Annotated in this window: 19 protein-coding genes and 1 pseudogene; 8 read left to right on the forward strand and 12 right to left on the reverse strand. The window is 58.2% G+C overall.

Annotated elements, in window-relative coordinates:
• Positions 1-121: 121 nt before the first annotated feature.
• Positions 122-1279 carry an acyltransferase family protein gene (locus BVG12_RS08140; protein WP_075791969.1) on the reverse strand — a complete coding sequence of 386 codons (1158 nt, stop codon included), beginning with the start codon at positions 1277-1279 and terminating at the stop codon, positions 122-124.
• Between the two features lie 611 nt (positions 1280-1890).
• Here BVG12_RS08140 and BVG12_RS08150 point away from each other — a divergent pair.
• Genes BVG12_RS08150 through BVG12_RS08160 form a run of 3 tightly spaced genes read left to right on the forward strand, consistent with a single transcriptional unit; the run spans position 1891 to position 4969 of the window.
• Complete coding sequence (locus BVG12_RS08150) at positions 1891-2214, forward strand: hypothetical protein (RefSeq protein WP_075791971.1); 324 nt, start codon at positions 1891-1893, stop codon at positions 2212-2214.
• Entirely contained in the window at positions 2211-3581 is a 1371-nt protein-coding gene (locus tag BVG12_RS08155; protein ID WP_075791972.1) for a TolC family protein, read from the forward strand. The genes BVG12_RS08150 and BVG12_RS08155 overlap by 4 nt, the downstream gene beginning before the upstream one ends.
• Positions 3578-4969, forward strand: a complete 1392-nt coding sequence (locus BVG12_RS08160) for a copper oxidase (protein ID WP_075791973.1) — start codon at positions 3578-3580, stop codon at positions 4967-4969. Before BVG12_RS08155 ends, BVG12_RS08160 begins: the two co-directional genes overlap by 4 nt.
• Before the next feature lie 232 nt (positions 4970-5201).
• Here the strand turns inward: BVG12_RS08160 and BVG12_RS35015 are convergent.
• The 3 genes and pseudogenes from BVG12_RS35015 to BVG12_RS08170 all read right to left on the reverse strand — a co-directional run.
• A pseudogene (locus tag BVG12_RS35015) lies at positions 5202-5378 on the reverse strand (IS5/IS1182 family transposase); the annotation flags it as partial.
• Between the two features lie 465 nt (positions 5379-5843).
• Entirely contained in the window at positions 5844-7229 is a 1386-nt protein-coding gene (locus tag BVG12_RS08165) for a heavy metal sensor histidine kinase (RefSeq protein WP_075791974.1), read from the reverse strand.
• A complete protein-coding gene (locus tag BVG12_RS08170; RefSeq protein WP_075791975.1) occupies positions 7226-7903 on the reverse strand; it encodes a heavy metal response regulator transcription factor in 678 nt (225 codons plus the stop codon). The genes BVG12_RS08165 and BVG12_RS08170 overlap by 4 nt, the downstream gene beginning before the upstream one ends.
• A 236-nt stretch (positions 7904-8139) precedes the next feature.
• On the opposite strand from BVG12_RS08170, the gene BVG12_RS08175 reads away from it, so the two are divergent.
• The 4 genes from BVG12_RS08175 to BVG12_RS35790 all read left to right on the forward strand — a co-directional run bounded on the left by BVG12_RS08175 (position 8140) and on the right by BVG12_RS35790 (position 10228).
• Positions 8140-8415, forward strand: coding sequence for a CopK family periplasmic copper-binding protein (locus BVG12_RS08175; RefSeq protein WP_075791976.1), 276 nt, complete (start codon positions 8140-8142; stop codon positions 8413-8415).
• A 57-nt stretch (positions 8416-8472) separates the two neighbouring features.
• Positions 8473-8832, forward strand: a complete 360-nt coding sequence (locus BVG12_RS08180) for a copper-binding protein (protein WP_075791977.1) — start codon at positions 8473-8475, stop codon at positions 8830-8832.
• A 39-nt stretch (positions 8833-8871) separates the two neighbouring features.
• Positions 8872-10022, forward strand: a protein-coding gene (locus BVG12_RS08190; RefSeq protein ID WP_370662831.1) for an IS3 family transposase whose coding sequence is annotated in 2 segments (ribosomal slippage) — positions 8872-9115 and positions 9115-10022 — 1152 coding nt in all. Because the reading frame shifts where the segments join, the coding sequence is not laid out codon by codon here.
• 26 nt (positions 10023-10048) lie between these two features.
• Positions 10049-10228 (forward strand): copper resistance protein CopC, encoded by a 180-nt coding sequence (locus tag BVG12_RS35790; protein ID WP_267877487.1) that lies wholly within the window; start codon positions 10049-10051, stop codon positions 10226-10228.
• 255 nt (positions 10229-10483) lie between these two features.
• Here BVG12_RS35790 and BVG12_RS08200 read toward each other — a convergent pair whose 3' ends face one another.
• Positions 10484-10891 (reverse strand): DUF305 domain-containing protein, encoded by a 408-nt coding sequence (locus tag BVG12_RS08200; protein ID WP_229503839.1) that lies wholly within the window; start codon positions 10889-10891, stop codon positions 10484-10486.
• A gap of 537 nt (positions 10892-11428) precedes the next feature.
• On the opposite strand from BVG12_RS08200, the gene BVG12_RS08205 reads away from it, so the two are divergent.
• Positions 11429-12598, forward strand: coding sequence for a hypothetical protein (locus tag BVG12_RS08205; protein ID WP_156895581.1), 1170 nt, complete (start codon positions 11429-11431; stop codon positions 12596-12598).
• A gap of 145 nt (positions 12599-12743) precedes the next feature.
• Here BVG12_RS08205 and BVG12_RS08210 read toward each other — a convergent pair whose 3' ends face one another.
• From BVG12_RS08210 to BVG12_RS08240, 7 genes are all read right to left on the reverse strand, one after another.
• Positions 12744-13385 (reverse strand): c-type cytochrome, encoded by a 642-nt coding sequence (locus BVG12_RS08210; RefSeq protein ID WP_075791982.1) that lies wholly within the window; start codon positions 13383-13385, stop codon positions 12744-12746.
• 122 nt (positions 13386-13507) lie between these two features.
• On the reverse strand, positions 13508-14230 hold the full coding sequence (locus BVG12_RS08215) for a DUF305 domain-containing protein (RefSeq protein WP_075791983.1): 723 nt from the start codon (positions 14228-14230) through the stop codon (positions 13508-13510).
• Positions 14231-14260: 30 nt separating this feature from the next.
• A complete protein-coding gene (locus tag BVG12_RS08220) occupies positions 14261-14932 on the reverse strand; it encodes a PEP-CTERM sorting domain-containing protein (protein WP_075791984.1) in 672 nt (223 codons plus the stop codon).
• 94 nt (positions 14933-15026) lie between these two features.
• Positions 15027-15365 (reverse strand): four-helix bundle copper-binding protein, encoded by a 339-nt coding sequence (locus BVG12_RS08225; RefSeq protein WP_075791985.1) that lies wholly within the window; start codon positions 15363-15365, stop codon positions 15027-15029.
• Positions 15366-15451: 86 nt separating this feature from the next.
• Positions 15452-16693: a copper resistance protein B gene (locus tag BVG12_RS35020; RefSeq protein WP_229412952.1), complete on the reverse strand. Its 1242-nt coding sequence runs from the start codon at positions 16691-16693 to the stop codon at positions 15452-15454.
• Between the two features lie 182 nt (positions 16694-16875).
• A complete protein-coding gene (locus tag BVG12_RS08235) occupies positions 16876-18840 on the reverse strand; it encodes a copper resistance system multicopper oxidase (protein WP_047826662.1) in 1965 nt (654 codons plus the stop codon).
• Between the two features lie 12 nt (positions 18841-18852).
• Entirely contained in the window at positions 18853-20067 is a 1215-nt protein-coding gene (locus BVG12_RS08240; protein WP_075791986.1) for a DUF4396 domain-containing protein, read from the reverse strand.
• Between the last annotated feature and the right edge of the window lie 437 nt (positions 20068-20504).

Consider the following 20504-nt stretch of genomic DNA (forward strand, 5'->3'; position numbering starts at 1 on the left):
GCTCCTTGAAGGGTAGATTGCAGTTGTGACATTACACCAGAGAAGAGGCCGCATCTCAAGCGCTGCGGCTGCCCGTCCCTGTGAATGTAGCGCCTTCACACCGCCAGCCTCCCGCAGACCATCAAGGCCGTACTATGCCAACGCGCGCAAAAAGCTGCGCCTTCAGCCACTGCCGCACGCGAGGCGTGTTCGATTCAAAAGGCAGATAGAACAGGTAAGCGCCCACTACAAGCATCAGATACATTCCGGCGTAGATGAGGTAGTGAAGCATGCTATGAGGCGACAGTTGGCCGATGCCGAACACCGACCGGAGGGCATATCCCATTACAAGGATCATCGGCACATGCAGCACGTACAGGGTGAAGGAGAAGTTTGCGAAGAACCGGCCGGTGCGGTCGATCCGGTCCAGCTTGGGTCCGGCCTGACGTTTGAACTGCATGCTGGACAGGAATAGCACCAAGATCAGGCTAAATAAAAGATAGTCCGGATATTCTTTCAGCGTAAAGTTAGTCGTACCTTGCAACCTGATGAAGACCGCGCTGCCGACAAGCAAGAGCAGCAGAGCCCACCGCCAGACCTGCCCTACTTCGATCCTGACCCGCGAAAACGCAGCACCTAGCAGCCATATCGAAAAGTAGAGCAAGATAGCGCCATGCACCAGCTGAACGATGGCGCCGATCGCCAGCACCGCCACGACGCGTGTCGCGATCGCCTTGGCCCGAAACACCAGGATCAGGAGAGGGAACAGCACGTAGTACCAGGTCTCATTGGCCAGACTCCACAGCGGGAAGTTGGCGCCGAACGGAGGCACGATGATCGTCTGCAAACCTACCATATTGCCGGCGAACGCGCCTGCCGAGTACGGCTCGGTGGCGGAAAACGACACCTGCTTTGTGTCGAGCTCGTCGACCACGGCACCTGCCAGCAGTACAACCACGAAAGTCGGCACAAGCACCACCCACAGCCGTGAGACCCGGTCGATGGCGTAATGCTGGAATGCGCGCTCCGAATTTAATTTGTTGAGAAAGCTTCCGCCGACGAGCCAACCACTGAGCACGAAAAAGACGATCACCGCCAGGTAGGCGAAACCACTGCTGAACGCCAGACCCAAGAACAGCAAGGGAGGCTTTTCGACTGCGGAAAAGCCTGGGTATTGCAGGGCACGTAGGTGCGCTGCGGCCACCTGAAGTGCAGCAAGGCCTCTCAGCAGCGAAATCATCATGGAATGCCAATGGTCCTCCTGCAGATTGGTTTTCTCGAGAATCGTAATCTTCGGCATGACAGCCCTCACTTTGTGAACGGATCCGGGTAACGATATAACCCGGCCGTTAAGGGCATCATGACCAGTCCCAAGCCGGATTGCAGCTACAGTACCGCTTGAGCTCGACCTGTCCGCCAAAGGCAGTGCCTTGATGCACGCTCTTGATTTGCGGTACCATATGAAGATCATGCGTTCACTCTTCCGCCTTCTCCTGTGGCTCTCGATCACGGTGCTGTCCCTTCAGGGCAGCGCCGGGATGGCCGCTGGGAAGCTTGAGCGGCCTGCGCATGAAACGATGGTCATGACCGGTCACCACCACCAAAGCGCCGGGCAGACCGACGCGGAGCATTGCAGTGAGTCCGGCTCAAAGGTGGCCTCGTCACACGCGAAGTGCGCTACTTGCGTAAGCTGCTGCGTTGGCGCCGCTGCGCCGCCAGCTCTGCTGCCGCCTCTCCATGTACCGCCACCCGCTTCTTCGATCCATGCTATTGCGGAAGCCGCGATGACCTCCATCGTCCCCTCGGCCCTCGAGAGACCGCCACGTTTCGATTTCGTCTGATTTTTCGGGCGCGCTAGCGGCGCGCATCCAGGGCTGTTGGTCCGGCCCTCAATTCAATACGAAACAATCCATGAAATTTTCACACCTGCTGCTCCTCGCGGCTGGCGTGCCGCTGCTCGCTTCCGCACAAGCGCAGCAGGCGATGCCGGCCGCAGCGGACGCGAATGCGCCTGTTGCACCCTTGCAGTACCAATCCGTCTTCGCCGGTAGCGTCGGGTCGAAGGAGGCTCCGCAGCCGCCCGAAAAAGGCTGGGTTCGCGCAAACCGCGCGCTCCTCGACGAGGAAGAGACATTCCCCATGTCAGGCGAGCAGTCCACAGCCCCCGTACCGCAGAAGAGCACTAAAACGGTACCAGCGCACGACAAGCACAAACACGAAGGAGTGCACCAATGAACCCAGCTGTACGACCAGGCCTGCGCAGATTGGCCGTTGTGGTTGGCGCCACACTGCTCGCAGGCTGCGCGAGTTTTTCCCAGGATGGCGGACTCGACGACGTCGCCCGGATGACGCAAGAACGCATCGCCCAGTCGGCGCCGCTAAAACGCAACCAAGACGCGAGTGCCGAAGTATCTGCTCTGCTCTCCAAGCCGCTCTCCGCCGATGCCGCAGTACGCATCGCCCTGCTCAACAACCAGGGCTTACAGGCATCTCTGGCCGAGCTCGCAATCAGCGAAGCGGACTTCGTCCAGGCCGGCCGCCTGCCCAACCCTGGTTTCAGTTTCGGCCGAGTGAGTGGCGGCGGCGAAACAGAAATCGAGCGTGGCCTGTTTTTCAACCTGGCTGCGCTCGCTACTTTGCCAGCCCGTAGCCGGATCGAGCGCCAACGCTTCGAACAAGCCAAGCTGCAGGCAGCAATGCAGGCCGTGTCATTGGCCACCGACACGCGTAAGGCGTATTACTCGGCAGTGGCGGCGGCCCAGGCATCGGCCTTCGCAGACAAGGTGCGAGGATCGGCCGAGGCGGCGGCCGAGCTTGCCGCGCGCATGCGGTCCACAGGCAACTGGAGCGCATTGGACGCTGCGCGTGAACGCGCCTTCTACCAGGACGCGCTGACGCAGCAGGCGCAGGCGCATCTGCAGGCGACGACCACACGCGAGGAGCTGATCCGCCTGCTGGGCCTGTGGGGGGCGTCCCTCGACTTCACCTTGCAAGATCGGCTACCCGACCTGCCTCCCCAGCCGCGCCAGCCAGCAAACGCCGAAGCCGATGCGCTGTCGCAGCGTCTCGATGTCCTTATCGCGCGCCAGGATGCACGGGCAACGGCCCAGGCGCTCGGGTTGACCCGTGCGACCGGTTTCATCAATGTTTTCGATGTCGGGTATGCCAACAAGAGTACGACCAGCGCGCCGCGCGAGAAAGGTTATGAGGTGTCACTGGAGCTGCCGCTGTTCGACTGGGGCGGCGCGCGCGTGGCGCGTGCGCAGGCATCTTACATGCAGGCTGTCCACCGTACCGGCGACATTGCTGTCAAAGCTCGATCCGAGGTGCGTCAGGCATATGCCAGCTACCGCACCACCTACGACATCGCCCGCCATTACCGCGACGAGGTCGTCCCCTTGCGAAAGCAGATCGCCGATGATGTACTGCTCCGGTACAACGGCATGCTTGCCAGTACTTTCGAGCTGCTCATCGAGTCACGCGAGCAGCTTGCTGCGGTCAACGCCTCGATCGCAGCGCAGCGCGATTTCTGGATCGCCGAAACTAATCTTCAGTCCGCCATGAATGCTGGCGGCAGTATTGAATCGAGGACAGCACAATGATTTCCCGTCGAGATTTTTTTAAGGGTGCCGGCGCCGTCGCGGTGAGCACCGCCGCAGTCAGCCGTGTGGGCGCAGCTTCGCTGCCCGAGGCGATGGTTATGGACAATGCGAAGACTCATGTGCCGCCATTGCCCGCGACCGGCCGCCCATTCAACCCGGTCGTGACCCTGAACGGATGGTCCCTGCCTTGGCGAATGAACAACGGCGTGAAGGAGTTCCACTTGGTGGCCGAACCGGTCGTGCGCGAGTTCGCTCCCGGCATGAAGGTCAACCTGTGGGGCTACAACGGCCAGTCTCCGGGCCCGACGATCGAAGTGGTCGAGGGTGATCGCGTACGCATTTTCGTGACAAATAAACTGCCGGAGCACACCAGCGTGCACTGGCATGGGCAACGCCTGCCGAATGGGATGGATGGTGTGACCGGGCTCACCCAGCTAGGTATCCCGCCAGGCAAGACCTTCGTCTACGAGTTCGTGGCGAAACGTCCAGGCACCTTCATGTACCACCCGCACGCCGATGAGATGACCCAGATGGCGATGGGCATGATGGGCTTTTGGGTGACCCACCCGAAAGACATCGCGCGCTTTGCCGTCGACCGCGACTTCGTGTTCCTGCTCAGCGCCTACGACGTCGAACCCGGCAGCTATACGCCAAAGGTCAACACCATGCTGGATTTTAATCTCTGGACGTTCAACAGCCGGGTATTTCCAGGCATTGACACCATGCCGGTTCGCCAGGGCGACCGCGTGCGTATCCGGGTGGGAAACCTGACGATGACGAACCATCCTATCCACCTCCACGGCCACGAGTTCGAAGTCACGGGTACCGACGGCGGCTGGACGGCGCCCGGATCACGCTGGCCAGAGGTCACGACCGATGTGGCGGTCGGCCAGATGCGGGCAATCGAGTTTATCGCTACCGATCCTGGCGACTGGGCTTTCCATTGCCACAAGTCGCACCATACGATGAATGCGATGGGCCACAACGTGCCGACGTTGATCGGCGTCGACCATCGCGGCATCGCCGAAAAGATCAACAAGATCGTGCCGGACTATATGGTTATGGGTGACAAGGGCGGCTCGATGGGCGGTATGGAAATGCCGATCCCGGAGAATACCTTACCGATGATGACGGGTGACGGTCCGTTCGGCGGCGTCGAGATGGGCGGCATGTTCACCGTGCTGAAGGTGCGCAAGGACCAGAAGCGTGGTGATTACACCGATCCCGGCTGGTACAAGCACCCGGCTGGAACGGTCGCCTACGAATGGACTGGTCAGCTGCCCGAGCCTGCGCGCAGCAGCAATGCCGGACGCAGTCTGATGCCAGCGACAAGCAAGCCTAACATTGAACTGCAGGTGCGCAAACCCTCTGGGAATATGGAGCACTAAGCAGCACGACGTTGTTTTCGCGTGTACTAGCGGCGTTCCAGTTCCATGGAACGCCTCGTGCTACGGCGCTATTTGGCCAATTGTTTTGCGGCCAAAAGTGATCTTTAGACGTGTTTTTGTTGCAGAGCGACGAATTTCCTTCACGTCCCTGAGCGTCTCAGGTTTTGTTCTGGACTCGACTTCGTCTTTGCCGAGCGAGAATCGGCGGTACACTTAGAGCGTGTAGACAAAATCAACTCTGATAAGCGAGTCTGTTGAGTAGCATGCGCGCCTCTGCCAGCCAAACCCAAGCGGCCGAGACAGCGAGTTTGCAATCGTGATGCATCACCGTACGACGCCAGCGTTCAGTCCACGCGTGGGTTCGTTCGACGACCCAGCACATGGACAGGACCATGAACCCGACTTTGATAACCGCAGTTGGCCCAGGTGCCATCTTGGGATCATGCAGCGTTCCGATCGCGCTGTTATCTAAGAACCTTCCATGATCCACAGCAAGCGGTTATAACGGCCGTCCAAAATAATGCGGTGTCGCTGATCCAGCCAAAGAGATGGGTCAAGGTCGTTCAGGACAACAGCTACTTTGGCCGCTTCTTCGCTATCGGCCGTACAGCTTTTACACGCTTAGTGGCGTTGCGAGACTTGCGCTTTCTCTCCCGTCGAAGCCACAAAAGAAAAATAAGCACCGTCGCCAAAACGCAAGCTGACACAGCTAGTCCAAGAAGAATCGTTAGATTGTCGAAATCCTCCGGCGAGTGCATACTGGTCTCCCTTCTACTTACTTCCACTGCACTTTACAGCGTCGATCGGACGTGATGTAGGGTCACGTCACCAAATGACCTGCGCTGGCACCTAGGCTGCCCCAGTCAAACGATTGTCAGGTCGGCAGCTGCAATTCGAAGGCGGTTTCACCGTCAGCCGACTTGACGCTTGTGCCCCCGCCGTGGGCACGCATGATCGAACGCGTGATCGCCAGTCCCAGTCCGGCCCCTTCCGCGTCCCGCTTACGGGAGGCATCGGCACGGTAAAAGCGTTCAAAGAGGTGTGGCAGATGCTCCGACGGAATGGTCTCGCCGGTATTGCGGACGATAATGCTTGCCACACCTGCTTTCGGCCCAGCCAGTTCAATGGTAACGCGCCCTCCTGCCGGAGTGTGGCGACAAGCATTCGACAACAGGTTGCCGATCGCTCTCCTGAGCATGAGGCGGTCACAGGTCGCGTGCACTGCTCCTTCCACCTCGAGTGCAATTGACTTTTCTTCTGCCAGCGCCCCGTAAAACTCGATGAGCGCCTCCGCCTCCGCACGCAGGTCGACGCGCTCTCGTTCGGGAACCAGCAGGTCGTTGTCAGCCTTTGCCAGGAACAGCATATCGGCAATTGTGCGTGACAGTCGTTCATACTCTTCAGCGTTAGAAGCGAGAACGTCTCGGTAATCGTCACCGCTTCTCGGCTGCGCGAGAACCACCTGGGTCTGGGTTAGGAGATTGCTGACCGGGGTGCGCAGTTCGTGTGCAAGGTCCGATGAGAACTCGGTCAAACGGCGGAAGGAATCTTGTAGCCGCTCCAACATCTGGTTCACTGCTTGTGCGACTTCCGCCAGCTCTACCGGAATAGCGGCGACCGGCACGCGACGGTCCAGGCGCTCCGCCGTAATCTTCGCCGCATCACGACTGATCCTGCGCAGCGGCGCCAGCCCGCTGCGCGCGGCAGCCCAGCCCAGGACGCCGCTGGCAAATGCCGCGATGCCGACTGTGATCCACAGAGCGTCTTGGAATGAAGCCATGAACGCCTGATGGTGGTGCAGGCTGGTAGCGACCTCCACGACGACGCTTGGCCCACCTGCCCCTCCGAGAGCAGCGTGACCTGATAACAGACGCAAAGAGCGTCCATCGCTCCCCGTCACCAGCCGCAGCGCATCCGGCGTGGCGCCGACCGTTCGTTGCCCAAGCAAGTCGGCCTCGTCGCTCCCATACAGGAGCTGGCCATCGGCACTGCTGAGACGGACAATCAGTTCATGCTCCCCGATCAACGCCGCGTCGAGCCGTTGCCGTAGTCCATTCACCTCGGCCGGAGAGCGTATCTCGGCCAGCGCGTGTCTTACAAGTTCAAGTTTCCCGTTGAGCTGTTCCTTGTCCAGCTCAACGAAGTGCTGCTCGACCAAATGGCCAACGACGACGCCGAGGACCAGTAGGACCGCGCCGGAAACGGTCGCGAATAGAAGCGTCAAGCGGAGAGTAAGCGACTTGCTTGCCAAGAGCGTCACGCGTTTGTCTCCAGCACATACCCCATGCCGCGCACAGTACGAATCAGCTTGAGCTCGAACCCATCGTCGACCTTTGCTCGCAGGCGTCGTATCGCGACCTCGATCACGTTGGTGTCGCTGTCGAAGTTCATGTCCCAAACTTGGGAAGCGATCAAGGAACGGGGCAATACTTCGCCCTGCCTGCGCAGCAGCAGCTCGAGGAGCGAAAACTCTTTCGAAGTGAGGTCGATCTTCTGCCCCGCACGCGTGGCGCGCCGGCGCAACAAATCCAGTTCGAGGTCGGCCGCGCGCAGCGCTTCCGCTTCCTTGCCTTTTGCACCGCGCCGAAGCAGCGTGCGGACGCGCGCCAGCAGTTCTGAAAAAGCGAAAGGCTTGACCAGGTAGTCATCGGCGCCCAGCTCGAGCCCCTTGACGCGATCCTCGACGTCGTCCTTTGCGGTTAGAAAGAGCACGGGCATCTCTCTGCCCGCCTGGCGAATGCCATGAATGATCTGCCACCCGTTCATCCTGGGCAGCATCACGTCGAGGATCGCCAGGTCATACGGCTGCGTGAGCGCCAGATGCAGGCCATCCGTTCCGTCTCGCGCAAGGTCAACGACAAAGCCCGCTTCGGTCAGGCCCTGCCGAAGGTAGTCTCCCATTTTCAGCTCGTCTTCGACGATCAAAAGCTTCATTTGAATACCGCATCAGTTAAGGGAATGGCAGTGCATTTTGCCTCCGGCGCGGCGGTCCCTCTGATCCTGACAAAAATGTAATCCGAGCGTCAGGATCAGGTTAGGGGCGCCCACCCCTTGGATTATGGCGCGTCCATTACGAAACTGTAAGGATCCGGTCACCTTGGCGTTGGGTAGGGGGCGATACGATGGCTGCATCTGTTGACGAACCTGGACTTAAACAAAAGGAGTTTGAAATGAAGAAGTTGATCGCCACCGCTGTTCTTGCCACCGTGTCGGCCACGGTTTTCGCATTTGGTCTCGACGGGGTTAAACAGTCAATTCCGCTGAAAGAAGGTTCCACCGTACACGTCTTTGAGAACGGTAAGATGGCGATGGAGGACAAGTTTGGCCGCGCAGTCTATATGGCGGATGGAGAAGTCATGGAAACCAACGATGGCCAGAAGATTACCATGCACGGCAATGAAGTGGCGCGCCTGTACCTGCTGCTGAATGACGACTACCACAATTAAGGGCGGGTTGCCGTCCACATCAGTAATCCGTTGATCGATTTTTTTAAGGAGCTGGAAATGACTCGCTATTTCAATTTGCTTGCTTCGGTTGCCGTTTCCTCGGCGCTCTTCATCGCCGGAGCCAGCGTCAACGCCCAAGCGCAAGAACATGCCGGCCACGACATGGCAAGCGCTACCCCGGATTCCGCCGATACGGCGTTGTCCGCTGGCGAGATCAAGAAAGTCGACAGGGACACCGGGAAACTAACGATCAAGCACGGGGCGCTGACTAACCTGAACATGCCTGGGATGACAATGGCGTTCAAGGTCCAGGACCCCTCGATGCTCGATCAGGTCAAGGCCGGTGACAACATCCACTTCCGTGTAGAAAATCTGAACGGAAGCCTGACCGTAACTGAATCGCCACGACTTCAGTAGACACTCCTGAGCCTATAATTGTAGGTTCAAGGAGAAGGTATGAGCGGCAAGCGGTATCCCGAAGAATTCAAGATCGAAGCAGTGAAGCAGGTAACGGAGCGCGGCCACCCGGCCACGGAGGTCGCCGCGCGGTTGGGCGTGAGCTCGCATAGCCTGTACCAGTGGGTGAAGCGCTACAGCGCGCCGCCGGCCGAGCGACAGAAGGCTGACGACCAGCAGGCGGAAATGAAGCGCCTGAAGGCCGAACTGAAACGCGTTACCGAGGAGCGCGATATCTTAAAAAAGGCTGCCGCGTACTTTGCCAAGATGTCCGGGTAAGGTACGCCTTCATTCGCGATGCTCGCAATGAGCATTCGATCCGAAGGCTTTGCAAAATGATGGCGGTGCACCCCAGCGGTTTTTATGCCTGGTGTGCCGGGCCCGAAAGTCAGCGAGCGCTGGAAGATCGGCGTCTGCTCGGGCATATCAAGCAGTCATGGCTGGAAAGCGGAGCGGTGTACGGCTACAGGAAAGTGTCGGACGACTTGCGGGACCTGGGCGAGCAATGCGGGATCAACCGCGTCCACCGAATCATGCGCGCCGCTGGCCTGCGCTCTCAGACAGGCTATGGCAAGCGTCGATTCAAACGTAGTGGTTCGCCGTCCGTGGTGGCGCCTAATCATCTGCAGCGGCAATTCGATGTGACCGAGCCAAACAAGGTCTGGGTCACGGATATCACGTACGTCCGTACCCATGAGGGTTGGTTGTACCTGGCTGTGGTCCTTGACTTGTTTTCGCGTCAGGTCATCGGATGGTCGATGGGTTCGAGAATGGATCGCGAGCTGGCTTTGAACGCATTGCTGATGGCTGTTTGGCGCCGCCAGCCGAAGCAAACCGTTATGGTGCATTCTGATCAGGGCAGCCAGTTCAGCAGCTACGACTGGCGCGATTTCTTGAAGGCGCACAACCTCGAACAGAGCATGAGCCGTCGCGGCAACTGCCACGACAATGCTGTTGCGGAGAGTTTTTTCCAGCTACTAAAGCGCGAGCGCATCCGCCGCCGAATCTACGCTACCCGCGACGAGGCCAGGCAAGACATCTTCGACTATATCGAGATGTTCTACAATCCGAAGCGCCGGCACAGTTTCAGCAATGACATGTCGCCGGCTGAGTATGAAAAGCAGTATTTCAAGCGGCTCTCGAGTGTCTAGGAAAGTCGTGGCGATTCAAGATCAAGCTGACCGACGCCAGCAATATTGAGGTGCCTTTGGCGGCCGCGAAGGTCGACGGGGCGGATGCCAGAACGATGATGGCCCCGGCACCGGCCCTGCGTGCCGGCGTGTACCACGTCCAATGGTCGACCATGACCCATGACGGTCACAAGGCAAAAGGCGAGTTCGCCTTTACCGTCAAATAACGCTTGCGCTTGACCTGAAATTCTCCGTAGACCTGTATTGTTGGGTCAGGCGAGGCAATTTGCCTCGCCTTTTTGACTCTTCGCCGCGTCTTACTGCAAGTCCGACCGCATAACGCTTGAACTGACCAAGCGCTCCCAACGAAGGGGATTCCACGGTTCGTCGGGCGGCACGAAAACGTTCATTGTGGCCAAAGTTCTGCCTAAGATATAACCGCGTTCCAGTTCCCGTGGCACCGCATGCTTCGCGAACAGCGGCTACTTGCTCGGGTGCTTTTGCAGCCAGGAGTCGAACTTCTGGATGTCCTTCTGTTGCGATGCGATGATTTTCTTCGCTTCCTTGACCATCTCTGGGTTTTTGCCGGATTCAGCTTCCACTTTTGCCATGTCGATGCCAGCCTGATGGTGAGCACGCATCATCATCGCGAAATCGCGGTCGATGTCGCCGGACATCTGCATGTCGTTCATCTTCTTTTGGTTTTCTTGCATAGTCATATGCATTTTCATGGAACTATCAGAAGCCGTCGACTTCATATCGTGTTGCATTCCCGCCATCGATTGAGCAGACGCTGCTGTCGCGCCAGCTAAAGCAGCCGAGGCTACCAGGATGCCGGTAACCAGTGAGCCGATGAGGGAGTTTGTGCGGGAAAAGGGTTTAGTTTTCATGTTGCCTCCGAAGATTGATAAGGAATGGTGCACTACAAACAGAACACGATAGTCCGCGAACTTACCGGCGTACCTAACACAAATCACAACGTGCAATGTCTACAGGATATGTTTACTTGGGCTTTTCGTCTGTGCGGTAGCAACCAGAACCCGAAATGGCACGGTGTCGAGTTTCCTGTGTCTCCACAACATCTCAAGACCATGCCGCGGCAAGCAGTACCGTTTGTCGTTACCGGTGCCTCGTTTTCTCAGAGGTAAAAATGGCGACAACGACGTTGCAGAGGAGGATATTTAACCAGTGGAACTTATCCCGCCTGAAGTTTTAATAATGCCACTCCCGCAGAAAAAGCATTAGTAGGCCGCCAGCGTCTTAGTGCGACATTGTGCGCATCCTCAAATGAAGCAATCGCTGAAGAATTTACAATTTCCTACGCAGCGACGAGTAGATTATTGCGGTTTTCGCGGGCAAAGCTGCGATCCCGACCATCGGGTTAGATGTGATTCGTAAATCACGCGCTCTTGTCAGACGCGGAGACCATGAGGACACTGGTTATGAAGGGCCGGTTCGCCACCTTTTTGCTTTTCTCACAGTGGACAAGTGCCATCATTGCGTTGACATATCACGTCAGGTTTCTGCTGTTTGTCCCGTATGATGCCGTGGAGGCCAAAAACGTTCTCTCAAAGGCCTTTTATTTCATTACTGGACTAGGTCATGAATCGTTCGCGGTTTTTTTTGTTGTCGATGGAATCGTGACCGGACTCATCATGCTCGATAACCGATCAGAGAAAATAATAAACCACGTAGTCGTTCCACACCGGTTAGCTGAAATCTATCGGATTGCCCTGCCCGGCATCATGCTCGGAGCGGTCTTGGACGTAATTGGCTTTCGTTTCTTTAATTGTTCCGCGGTGTACACGAGCTTTCCCCAATTAAGCAAACTATCGCTTACCTACTCTTCAATGCTTGGAAACCTGTTCCTGCTACAACCCTTTATTGTTCCAACCTTTGGAAGCAACAGCATGCTCTACCTGCTGTCCTACCTTTTTTGGTTCATTGTTTTGTTCGTCATTTTTTTATATACAGTACGGCTTCGCAGGCCGTACGCACAATACACGCGCGGATTGCTGTTCGTTGCGACGGTCGCGGTCATGTCCAACAAATTTCTAATCTGGTTTTCTATTTGGCTGCTTGGTATTGCAATTGTCGTGCTAAACGGGGTGCGTCGCTTAAAACCGTCTGTCCTTGGATCGATTGCTTTGTTTCTCGGTGCATTAATCACTTCAAGGCTTATCGTTTTCCATATGGATACGATTCTTCCACCCGGCGCTCACTGGGTCGTTGAATATTCGTACCTTCTTGTCGCTGTAAGTTTCGCTATAGTCGCCTGTGCATTGTATCCCGTGACAAAACAGGAAGAGAATCCAGACGTTTTTTCATCACCGATCATGGCTGGCGGTATCGGCCGGGTCAGAGAAGCAGTTTCATTCACCTTTTTTTTCCATTTTCCAGTAGCCATGCTGCTTGTTGGAGCCTGTACGTCGCTATTCCATATGCCGCTCATGCAGCAGCCGAATTTCCTGCTGTATCTTGAATTCACTGGGCTCATCATTATCTGCGTAGGCGTTATTACGCTAATCTCATGTGGAATATCTGTCGTCACAGCTGTACTCCCATTCAAACGTCGGCGAACGCTTGGGCCGAACTAACACGTGCTGCGTCAGTTCGCCATCGACATCATTTCGTCGTGGACCGGCTCACCTCGTGGAATCGTAATTGCCGATGACTTTTGACTCTGTTAATGTTTGAAAGTCAGCCCTCGCGAATGACATGCGATAACGCCGGGATCCGCGGCTATTTTTCCCCACCATGTTGATGCGCTGTCGACTCACCACCCGTCATTTCTTCGGTAACTGCTGAGTGTTGGGCAGGGGAGCTTTTGGCGTCGTGTTCCATCGATTCCATTTCCTCATCTGGCGGGGCTTTGGCCACGATTTCGCGGTAGGCTTTCGCATCCAGGTCGGGCAATTTGGTCACAAATGCGACTATGCTCCAGATCGTCGCGTCGTCATGACCGGTACCCCAAGCTGGCATTGCACTCATCTTGATCCCATGCTTGGTTACCCAAAAAGCGACGCGTGGATCGATACGAACCTTGGAAAGGTCTGGCGGACGAGGATACAGTCCGGGCCTGATCTCAGAACTGCTATTGCCAGGTGCGAGATGGCACTGCGTGCACATGGCCGCGTACTGACCAGCGCCTTTTAGAATCAGCTGCTGATCGGTAAGGTTGGGCACCTTTATCTCGGCCGCACGCCGCTCGATAGAACGTTCACGCAAAGTTTCGATGACTGCTGTGGTCAAGCTCCAGTGCGGGCGATCTGCACCGATGTTATACCAGCCAGCGTAGATATAGATTGCTGCGATTATGAGGCCGAGTACTGCAGCGCCAACCAACAATGCAATGGGTCGGGCTAAACTTTTCATAGTAATCATAAGTCGATCAGGTATGCTCAATTGCGTTACTTCTGCAATTTTCAGGTTGAGGATAATTACAAATATGGCGCCGGTTTCTAGTCAAACGGCGCCACATGCCTCGCTACTACAGGGCTGGCGGATCAGAAGTCCTGGTCCTTGCGCTTGTCCCCGGTGGCCGGCACGAAGCCGCAGTCCGAATATTTTTTACAGAGCATTTCACGCATGTCATTGATACCATTCTTCTGGGTCACGACGATGTCCTCGCAATAGCGCTGCAGCTCTCCGTGTGAGATGTCGCTCTTCACCTGGCAGGACAAGCTCGGCGACAGCGCGCTAAGGTGATGGTTGCTGAACGAGCGCAGGAAAGTCTGATTGAACTGGGCGCCGGCCGGAGTACTTTCGAGCATCGCAATCATGCGCTGACCGTCAGGTGTCAGCTGAGGCTCGTGCTGCATTCCGTACCACTCGCGCAGCATGCGCTGCGCTTTCATGATCTCTTCCCGCTGGGTACGATTCGCTTGGCGCGACATCGAGCGGATCTGATCGTCGCTAGCCTTGGCCATGGTTGCGGCGTAGCCCGGAGTGGGCGACGTGCCCTCGCCCGGATTGTTGACTGGCGCGTTACGTTGCGTATCCGTCCCGGCCGCCAGTTCGGTCATCCGCAGTGCCGAGTAATGGTGATCGATGATGAAAACGAGATAATTCTTTTCAAACGTGGCGGTCGCGCCGCGGCCCGGGCCGTTGGCGGATGCCGCGCCAGCGATCGCTGCCAGCGCCAAACCGGCGACGGCGCGCGTGGCGAAGGTACGGAAGCGCGAGGCCGGCGCTGCGGCTTGGGTGAAATCCAGATCGTTTCGGTTCATTTTTCTCTCCTGTTTGGTTGTCATGCCAGTTTACGCCACAGTCGTCGTCTGCCGCGATCGCCCGTTGCGTCGCCGTGCCAGTACCGCAATCCCAAGTCCCCCCACCAGCATCGACCAGGTTGCCGGCTCGGGCACCGCAAGTACGACGTTGTTGGCGGTTGCCCAGTACACAGTGCCGTCGTTTTCCATGTTCTGGAAAGACACCGAGCTGAGCGGGTGGTCGGACAGAAACGCGACGAACGAGTTCTGTGAAGCATTCGACAGCGTAAACGTCTCGCTGTCCGCACCCGACACGGCACTCAGCACGACGGTGCGGTCCGGCATGAAGGAGCCGAACGAGTCGGTACCGAAGAAGTTCCCGCCGAAGCCGAAGACGCCGGACGAGAACCCGTTGAAGGTGATGACGTCGCTGGACATCGTCCCGCTCAGCCAGATGTCACTACCAGCTCCCGACGGATAGAAGCCACCATCGCTGGGAGCCGCGCTTACTTGGTAGCCGTAGGCACCCGCCATGCGCTTCAAGGGGCCGGCCGTTTCCGTCATCGTCAGGTCGTCGAAGGTGTCGGTGGCGGAGCCCGACACAGCCTTGAGAAAGGCCGCCCGGTCCGTAAAGACCGTGATGTCTGCGTGTGCGGCGGTTGCCGCCATCGTGACGGCACAACCGGCAACCAGCTTACGTGTGAAGGCTAGTGTGGATTTCATGTTGCAGTTCCTTTCGTATTCGCCATACCCGCTTCCTGCGGGACCGGCGTTGTTATTGCGAACGCAAACTCAACGAGGTTCCTGCCGCGAATGTTCAGGCTGCGGTACCCGCCCCCATTTTCCGGCACTCTTCCGCACAGCGCCGGCATGCGGCGGCACAGTCCTGGCAATGCTGCATCTGGTGTTTGGCGCACTCGTCGCCGCATGCCTGGCAGACTTGGGCGCAGAGCTGGCAAAGTGCGCCGGCAAATTCACTGCCCCGTGCCATGAAGGCGGCAGCCAGACGGCAGATCTGGGCACAGTCCATATCGAGCGCTATGCAGCGTGCCATCATCTTGACGTCGTCTTCCTGCAGGCAGGCCGTGGAACACATATCGCAGGCGTCAGCGCAGGCATTGCAGGCTTCGATACACGATTGATACTGTTGTTGCATGATGTTCTCCTTGAATGGTTTGGAATTGCCCCTTGAAGACACCCTTTGGAAAGCGCAGGACGGATCATGGCCGCCCTGCTTTTTGATCAGAACCAGGCGCGTACGCCAGCGACGATCTGCGTGCTCTTGTTTCGCTCTCCTTGCGCCCGTGCGTAATCAGCGGTGCCGCCGAAATTGCGGGACCAGGTCACGCCAATGTACGGCGCGAACTGGCGCCGGATCTCGTAGCGCAGGCGCAGTCCAAGCTCCATATCGGACAGGCCGCTGCCCAGTCCCCTGGCCGGGTCCGCCTTGCTGTAGAGGTTGGCCTCGATCTCGGGCTCGAGAATCAGCCGTTGTGTGAACAACAGTTCGTATCGAACATCAAAGCGCCCGGCGAGTCTTCCACCGGACCAGTAGGCGGTGGCCGTCGTGTCGAACCAGTAAGGCGCCAGGCCACGGACACCGAAGGCCAGCCAGTTGCGTGAATCGCCGCCGCCGGTGTCATGGCGAACCCCAAGCTGGGTGCTCCAAAAGGTGGCGAAGGTACGGTCCCACAGGGCCTCCGTGCGCATGGACTGCAGCTGGCCGCCACGCCGCTCGCCTTCGGCTTTGAACCATGCCTTGTTATAGTCGTTCCCGTACCATGCTTCGGCATCGAGGTTCTGGCCCTGCTCGCCGTCGCCCTTGGCGTATTCGAACTTGTCGAGCAGGACCCGGCCGAAGGGCATCTCGTCGTGCATTTCGTTGCCGGGCAGGTTCCTGAAGGTCGTTCCTTCGGCATAGGCGTCCGGGTTACGTGCGTCCGGCGGTGGACTGCCTCCCTGCATCGGGCCCATCTTCATGCCCTGATCCGTGCCGCTCATCGAATGCGCCATGCCGGCCATACCCTGTTGAGGCGACGTCGTTGCGCTTTGGGTCGGCTGACCGCTCGCATGGTTCATCTGAGAGTGGTCCATCTGCGACATGTCCATTTGGGGCGGCCCTGCCTTGGGCTGGTTCGTTTGGGTCTGGCCCATCTTCGAATGGTCCATTTGCGCATGGTCCATCTGCGACATGTCCGTTTGAGGCTGCTCCGGCTTCGGCTGGGTCGTTTGAGGCTGGTCCATCTTCGAGTGGTCCATTTGCGAATGGTCCATCTGCGACATGTCCATTTGGGGCGGCCCTGCCTTGGGCTGGTTCGTTTGGGTCTGGCCCATCTTCGAGTGGTCCATTTGCGCATGGTCCATCTGCGACATGTCCATTTGGGCCTGCTCCGCCTTGGACTGCTCCGCTTTGGATTTCGCCTTCTTCGGCTTTTTCGTCTTAGCCTTGTTTGTCTTAGGCTTATCGATCTGGGACTGGTCCATTTGTGAATGTCCCATCTGCGAATGATCCATTCCCTCCATTGACCCGGACTGACTCGTGCTCGATGTTTGGCCAGTCCCAGCATTTTTCGATGGGTCGCTTGCCTGAGCAGACGCAATGCATCCCGTCGCGAGGCTCAGGATTAGCAGCGCGCCGATTGAATGTCTTTTTGTCATTCCGGTTTTCATGAGACGACTACCTCCCTGAACATGCCTGCTTCCATGTGGTACAGCAGATGGCAGTGATACGCCCAGTGACCAGGGGCGTCGGCCGTCACGCGATAGGTAACGCGCTGGGCTGGCTGCACGTTAATGGTGTGCTTGCGGACCAGGAACTCGCCGGTTGGAGATTCGAGCTCGCTCCACATGCCATGGAGATGGATCGGGTGGGTCATCATCGTATCGTTCACCAGCACGATGCGCAGCCGCTCGCCCTGCCGAAAGTGGATGGGCTTCGATTCCGAAAACTTCTGGCCGTCGAACGACCACATGAAACGGTCCATGTTGCCCGTCAGGTGCAGTTCGATGTCGCGCGTCGGCGCCCGGTCGTCGATCGGCCCCCCGATGGTGCGAAGGTCGGCATAGGTGAGCACCCGCCTGCCGTTATTCCGAAGGTTGACCCCTGGATCGTCCAGGTTGGTCCTCGGCATGTCGACGTGCATGTCGACGCCGGGCCCATATTCTGTACGCGCGTGCGTGACCTTGGGCGGCATGCCTTGCGCCATCGGCATAGTACCGGCATCCCCGTGACCAGCGTGCTGCATCGGCATTTGCATTTGTCCACCGTTCATCGAGCCATGGGACATTCCCTGCATGTTCTTCATGCCATCCATCGACTGCATGTCGTGTTGTGACTTTGATTCCTTTCCCTGACCAGATACGGCTGCGCTCTGGTCCATACCGGACATCTGTCCCATGCCCTGCGTATGGCTCATACCCTGCATGTCACCCTGTCCCTGCATTTGGCTCATGTCCATGCCGCCCATGCCCGGCATCGACATCGCGCCCATCATGTCCTGCATGGCCAGCCATTGCGGCGGATCCATTTCCGGCACCGGGGCCGACATGCCCGATCGCGGTGCCAGCGTCGCCCGCACGAAGCCGGAGCGCCCGATCGACTGGGCGAAAATGGTGTACGCCTGGTCCATGGATGGCTCGACCAATACATCGTAGGTCTCGGCGACAGATATCCGGAACTCGTCCACCGCCACCGGCTCGACGTCCTGTCCGTCCGCCGAAATGACCGTCATCTTCAGACCTGGAATCCGCACGTCGAAGATCGTCGTTGCCGCTCCGTTGATGAAGCGAAGCCTGACCTTCTCGCCTGGCCGGAACAGCGCGGTCCAGTTCTTGTCGGCAGGCGCCCCGTTGATCAGGTAAGCCATCGACACGCCCAGGTTGCGGCTTGCGGCGACATCGCTGAAGTCGGTTGGCAACATCCGCATCCGGTTCCACATCTTCCGCTTGTCGACAGCAGCTGCCAGGCCGTTCTGGCGAACGTCGCTGAGGAACTGGTCAACGGTCGGCTGATTGGTGTTGAAGAAGTCGCTCATCTTCTTGAGCTTACGGAAGACCTTGGCTGGGTCGCCATCGACCCAGTCCGACAGCATAACGACGTATTCTCGGTCGGCCTTGACCCGCTCACCATTTTTCGGCTCGATCACAATCGCCCCATACAGGCCGCTCTGCTCCTGGAAGCCGGAATGACTGTGGTACCAGTAAGTGCCGCTCTGCTTCACCGGGAAGCGATAGACAAAAGTCTGCCCAGGAGGAATGCCAGCGAAGTTGATGCCGGGCACCCCGTCCATTTCGTTCGGCACCAGAATACCGTGCCAATGGATCGAACTCGTGACCGGCAATCGGTTCGTCACGCGCAGCGTGACCGTGTCGCCCTCGCGCCAGTACAGGATAGGCGCTGGTACCTGGCCGTTGACGGCGGTAGCGACCTGGTCCGAACCTGTGAAATTGACCGGTGTGGGCCCGATTTCCAGGTCGAATTCGGTGCCGCGTAAAATCGGCTGTGGCGTCTGGCTAGCGGCCAGTAGCCTCGCAGGCGCTAGGCCGCCCAGTGCTGCGGCGGCCCCTGCACCCTGCAAGATCCGCCGTCGCCAGCGATTCACAGCGTTCTCCCCAACAACATATTGCTGCATGAAGTTTCCCCTTTAATGATGTGACGAATTCGTTGCTGCCCTGGTTCGCATGTCAGCTTCCATGCCAACCATAGGGCGTTCTTTTGATGCCTCACTGTCCATTGTTCCCGCGCTCATGGAAAAATCCCCGTAGACGGCGGCGATCAGGATGCCGATGGCCAGCACCAGCAAACTCAAAATGGACACGATGACTTTGCTGCTGGCAGGCACTGGGGGCTGGTGTTCCGACCCACGACCGCTTCCGTGCGTGGGTCCCATGCCAGTATTGCCCGGCGACGTACCCATGCGATGACCCATTGGCATCTGGTCCACGGACGCCTTGTGTTGCGCATGTCCGGCGTGCACCATATCCCGCTCGGCCCCTTCCGGCTCTGGCACAGGTGCGCCGCCGCGGCCGAGTACTCGCTCGGTGCCCATGCCATGTTTCAACCCTTTGCTGACCAGCCACCAGTTGATTGGATAGGCCGGGATCGCGCCGACCAGGGTCGCGAGCGACATGATTCCCCAGAAGCGAATGGAGGTTGGATGCATCGCGGCCATGTCGTGCGACATGAGGATGACCATGGTAGGAATCATGCCCGCCATCACACCATTCATCGACAGCCATTCCGGCAGCACAGTCGCACGCACGGCTCCCCAGTAACTTCCACCCAGCATGTCCTTCATGAACAGCGCCTGGAAAATAAATAGGCCGAAGAAAAAGCCGGCCAGATATTCAACCAGGGAGTCCAGCCACATCGGCGTATGCAGCAGACTCGTGAGGGCCGCCGCGATGATGACGCCGGTCGCGTCTCCTGCCATACAGTGGATGGTTGAACCCACGGTCTGCTTCCACTGCGGCGACACGAATTTTTCATGTGTACCCGGTTCCGGCTCGCGGCAGGAGAACCAATAAACGATAAAGGCGACAGGACCGGTATAAACAGCGACCAGCAGCCAGCCCCACTTCATGACTTTCATCGCTGGCGTGCGGGTGAACAGATCCCACGCGAGGTATGCCATGGTCAGGCCAGTCAGTACGAACCACACGACGAGTAGCTTGTCGACCCCGTCTGAAGATGGGGACTGCATCGTGGCCTCTGCCTGAGCGAACGCAGAAGGGGCAAACGCCGCAAGCATGAAGCCTGATACCGCCAGCGCCCGCCCGGCGGATACTAGGGAAGTGCCGGCATCCTGCAGGCGCCTCTGTCTGTCGGCGGTGTGCGTTGAAAAAACACGCTGGTGCATGAAATCTTCCTCAATGTTGCGACGAAATCCTAACTGTCCACGGATGGCGCGGACGGGGGAACCCGTCAGGCGATCGGTACGCCGCTTGGCTTAGGCGCGTTCGCGTTCCAGGCAGCGCTTTTCAATTCCCGGCGCATGCACGCGACCAAAAGCGAACCGAGTGACCGGCCAGCCCGCATGCACTGCGCTGACGTTAGATTAGATGGAGCGGCTAGCTGGCTTCGCCGACCGCCAACCGCAGCGGCGACGTACCTCAGCCGAGGCGAGGAAAGGCGTTTCGTTCAGCCAGCCTGAGGGTCACAGGCGAGGTGGTCGATCTAGGCGAGACGGAATCCAGCCCGTAATGGAAGGGGGAGGGAAATATAAGCGTACTCGAAGTGCTCCATTGCAGGAGCGGGCACCTCGAACGGCGGCGGCGCTGACGCTCCTACGCAGCA

The sequence above is a fragment of the Massilia putida genome (assembly GCF_001941825.1).
GTDB lineage: Bacteria > Pseudomonadota > Gammaproteobacteria > Burkholderiales > Burkholderiaceae_D > Telluria > Telluria putida.